General features: G+C 66.1%; 4 protein-coding genes. 3 read left to right on the top strand and 1 reads right to left on the bottom strand.

Annotated elements, in window-relative coordinates:
- Nucleotides 1–976: cytochrome P450 (locus AC2VOU_RS16135; protein WP_486958279.1), on the top strand; the 976-nt coding region annotated here is incomplete at its 5' end.
- Here AC2VOU_RS16135 and AC2VOU_RS16130 read toward each other — a convergent pair.
- Nucleotides 973–1,593, bottom strand: a complete 621-nt coding sequence (locus AC2VOU_RS16130) for a hypothetical protein (RefSeq protein WP_486958278.1) — start codon at nucleotides 1,591–1,593, stop codon at nucleotides 973–975. The two genes, AC2VOU_RS16135 and AC2VOU_RS16130, sit on opposite strands and share 4 nt — an antisense overlap.
- A 64-nt stretch (nucleotides 1,594–1,657) precedes the next feature.
- Here AC2VOU_RS16130 and AC2VOU_RS16125 point away from each other — a divergent pair, with 64 nt between their 5' ends.
- A complete protein-coding gene (locus tag AC2VOU_RS16125) occupies nucleotides 1,658–2,554 on the top strand; it encodes a phosphoribosylaminoimidazolesuccinocarboxamide synthase (RefSeq protein WP_486958277.1) in 897 nt (298 codons plus the stop codon).
- A partial coding sequence (locus AC2VOU_RS16120; protein WP_486958276.1) for a S9 family peptidase occupies nucleotides 2,551–4,211 on the top strand: 1,661 nt, incomplete at its 3' end. The genes AC2VOU_RS16125 and AC2VOU_RS16120, both read left to right, overlap by 4 nt.

Raw genomic sequence — 4,211 nt, 5'->3', positions numbered from 1 at the left:
GGATTTGTCCATCGCGGGCCAGGTGCTCAACATGATGGACGACCCGCGGCATTCCCAGATTCGGCGACTGATCAGCTCCGGGCTGACGCCGAGGATGATCGGCCTGGTCGAAGAGGACCTGCGAGCCCGGACCCGCCGCCTGCTGGACGCGGTGGTGCCCGGCGAGCCGTTCGACTTCCTGGTCGACATCGCCGCCGAGCTGCCGATGCAGATGATCTGCATCCTGCTGGGAGTGCCTGAGTCGGAACGGCATTGGCTGTTCGAGGCGATCGAGCCGCAGTTCGACTTCGGCGGGTCGCGCAAGGCTGCGTTGTCGCAGTTGACGGCCGAGGAGGCCGGCTCGCGGATGTACGCCTACGGGCAGGAGTTGATCGCGTCGAAGCGGGCGCAGCCGACCGACGACATGCTCTCGGTGGTCGCCAACGCGGACGACGGCGGCGGGCCGGCCATGTCCGACCTCGAGCTGTATCTGTTCTTCAGCCTGTTGTTCAGTGCCGGCGCCGAGACCACCCGAAACGCGGTCGCGGGTGGGCTGTTGGTCCTGGCCCAGCATCCGGATCAATTACGTTCTCTGCGTGACGATGTGAAGGGGTTGCCGGTTGCGGTCGAGGAGATGGTCCGGTGGACGTCGCCGTCGCCGTCCAAGCGGCGCACCGCCACCTGCGACGTGGCGCTCGGCGACGTGTCGATCGCGGCCGGGCAGAAGGTCCAGATCTGGGAAGGTTCGGCCAATCGCGACGAGAGCGTGTTCGACGATGCCAACGTGTTCGATATCAGGCAAAAACCCAACCCCCACCTGGGTTTCGGACAAGGTGTGCACTACTGCCTGGGCGCCAACCTGGCTCGGCTGGAACTGCGGGTGCTGTTCGAAGAACTGCTGACCCGCTTCGGCGATGTCCGGGTGGTCCGCGACGTCGAGTGGACCCGCAGCAACCGGCACACCGGCATCCGGCACTTGGTCGTGGAACTGCGCTAACGCGTTCTGACGGCCGCTCCCGCCGAACGCAATTCGATGGCGGCCAGCCCGTGGATGGCGTGCGGGTCGCCCGCACGCCACGCCCCGACCGGGTCGGGGGTGACCGCGGTGAGCCGGGCCAGCGGCCGGTTGGCCAACGCGCGCAACGCCAGCAACTGAGCGCCGGCGGGTGTGGTGGCCAGGGCACCCACGGTCAACTTGCGTCGGACGAATCGGATGCGCAACACCAGCCACGGCACCGCCACCCCGAGCGTCGGCGGCGCTGCGACGGCCAGCGCCAGCACGACGGCCAGCCAACTCGCCGTGGTGTCCAGGTTGTGGCCGGCGCCGGCGATGTCGAGCGCGGCCTTGCCTGCCGCGGTCAGCGGGTCGCTGACGGCCTTGCCGACCAAGGGAACGTGGTCGGCGCTATGGCCGGCCGACGTCAGGCTGTCGGCGACGCCGTCGGCGCCGCTCTGGACCTGACGGCCCACGTCGGCGATCGTCGAGACCGCGCTGTGCACGGCCAGGCCGACGAGCGCCCACACGAACGACCAGATCACGACGACGGTGTCGCTGAACAATTGAGCCAGCAGCCGGCCCGGTGTGTTGGCGTAGGGGACAAACCGCGGGTTCATACTGGCGATCCCAGCACAGGGTCGGTCTGGCGGTCGGCAATACGGCGACAGTTACGCTGTCCCGATGGTCCGTCCCGCTCTATCCGACTACCAGCATCTGGCCAGTGGCAAGGTCCGCGAGCTGTACCGCATCGACGACGGTCACCTGTTGTTCGTGGCGACGGACCGGATCTCGGCGTTCGACTATGTGCTCGACAGCATGATCCCCGACAAGGGGCGCATCCTGACAGCGATGAGCGTGTTCTTCTTCGGGCTCGTCGACGCCCCCAACCACTTGGCCGGTCCGCCGGACGACCCGCGCATTCCCGACGAAGTCTTGGGCCGGGCGCTGGTGGTACGACGGCTCGAGATGATGCCCGTGGAGTGTGTGGCCCGCGGATACCTGACCGGCTCCGGTCTCGTGGACTACCAGCGGAGCGGCACGGTCTGCGGCATCATGCTGCCGCCCGGCCTCGTCGAGGCCAGCCGATTCTCCGCGCCGCTGTTTACCCCGGCCACGAAAGCCGAACTGGGAGAACATGATGAGAACATTTCGTTCCCTCGGGTGATCGAAATGGTGGGCGGCGTGCGCGCCAACCAACTGCGCGACCGAACGTTGCAGACCTACGTGCAGGCCGCCGACCACGCGCTGACCAAGGGGATCATCATCGCAGACACCAAATTCGAGTTCGGCGTGGACGGCAACGGCGACCTGATCCTGGCCGACGAGGTCTTCACCCCGGACTCGTCGCGGTACTGGCCGGCCTCTGAATACCGGGTCGGTGAAGTCCAGAACAGCTTCGACAAGCAGTTCGTCCGCAATTGGCTGCTCAGTTCGGATTCGGGCTGGGACCGTGGCGGGTCGCAGCCGCCACCGCCGCTACCGGACGGCATTATCGACGCCACCCGGGCCCGTTACATCGAAGCCTACGAACGCATTTCGGGCCTGAGATTCGAAGACTGGATCGGCCGGGCCGCATGAGCGTCAACCCCCCGATCGCGAAGCGCGTCAACTCGCGCCGAGAATTCCACGGCGACGTTTTCATCGATCCCTACGAGTGGCTGCGGGACAAGTCCAGCGCTGAGGTGATCAGCTACCTAGAGGCAGAAAACGACTACGCCGACGACGCGACCGCCCCGCTGGAGCCGCTGCGGCAGAAGATCTTCGACGAGATCAAAGCCCGCACCAAAGAGACCGACTTGTCAGTACCGGTTCGGCGCGGCGACTGGTGGTATTACGCCCGCAGCTTCGAGGGCAAGCAGTACGGGGTTCAATGCCGTTGTGCGGTGGCCGATCCGAGCGACTGGAATCCTCCGGTGCTCGACGAGCACACCGATATTCCCGGTGAGCAGGTGCTGCTGGATGAGAACGTAGAGGCCCAGGGGCACGATTTCTTCGCACTGGGAGCGGCCAGCGTCAGCCCGGACGGAAACCTGCTGGCCTACTCCGTCGACGTGGTCGGCGACGAGCGGTATACGCTGCGGTTCAGGGATCTCCGCACCGGCGAGCAGTATGCCGACGAGATCGTCGGTATCGGCGCCGGAGCGACCTGGGGTATCGATAACCGCACGGTCTACTACGTCACCGTCGATGCGGCGTGGCGCCCCGACACGGTCTGGCGGCACCGGCTGGCGTCCGGCTTGCCGGCCGAGAAGGTCTACCACGAGGCCGACGAGAAATATTGGGTCGCGGTAGGTCGGACACGTAGTGACAAGTACGTGCTGATCGCGGCGGGATCGGCGATCACCTCGGAGGTCCGCTACGCCGACGCCGCCGACCCGGAAGCCGAATTCGTCATTGTGCTGCCGCGCCGCGACGGCATCGAGTACTCGGTGGAGCATGCGATCGTTGGCGGTGAGGATCGATTCCTGATCTTGCACAACGACAACGCGGTGAACTTCACGTTGGCCGACGCGCCGGTGAACGACCCTGCCGCCCAGCGGACCCTGATCGAGCACCGCGACGACGTGCGGCTCGATGGTGTCGATGCGTTCGGTGGCAACCTGGTGGTCAGCTATCGCCGTGCGGCGCTGCCGCGAATCCAGTTGTGGCCCATCACCAAAGATGGCTACGGGCAGCCCGAGGAGATCGCCTTCGACTCCGAGTTGATGTCGGCTGGTCTGGGCGCCAACCCCAATTGGAATTCCCCCAAGCTGCGGGTCGGCGCGGGATCATTCGTGACTCCGGTTCGGATCTACGACCTCGACCTCCGCACCGGTGAGCGCACGCTGCTGCGTGAGCAACCGGTGCTTGGTGACTACCGGCGCGAGGACTACGTCGAGCGTCGCGAGTGGGCTCTGGCCGCCGACGGCACTAAGGTCCCGATCTCGATCGTGCACCGGGCAGGTATCGAATTCCCTGCTCCGGCAATGGTATACGGATACGGTGCCTACGAGATCTGCGAGGACCCCAGGTTCTCCATCGCCCGGCTGTCGCTGCTCGACCGCGGGATGGTCTTCGCCGTCGCGCACGTGCGTGGTGGCGGCGAGATGGGTCGGCTGTGGTATGAGCACGGCAAGCTGCTCGAGAAGAAGAACACCTTCACCGATTTCATTGCCGTCGGACAACACCTGGTCGACACCGGGCAGACCCGTCCGCAACAGTTGGTCGCGCTGGGCGGCAGCGCCGGGGGCCTGTT

The organism is Mycobacterium sp. TH-M25, from assembly GCF_057473665.1.
The sequence above is the reverse complement of the archived record's forward strand: the minus strand, read 5'-3'. Positions and strand labels throughout refer to the sequence as shown.

What these genes read in the sequence shown, in the direction of transcription:
- AC2VOU_RS16130 (WP_486958278.1), bottom strand. Translation starts at nt 1,593, where the DNA reads ATGAACCCGCGGTTTGTCCCCTACGCCAACACACCGGGCCGGCTGCTG.
- AC2VOU_RS16125 (WP_486958277.1), top strand. Translation starts at nt 1,658, where the DNA reads ATGGTCCGTCCCGCTCTATCCGACTACCAGCATCTGGCCAGTGGCAAG.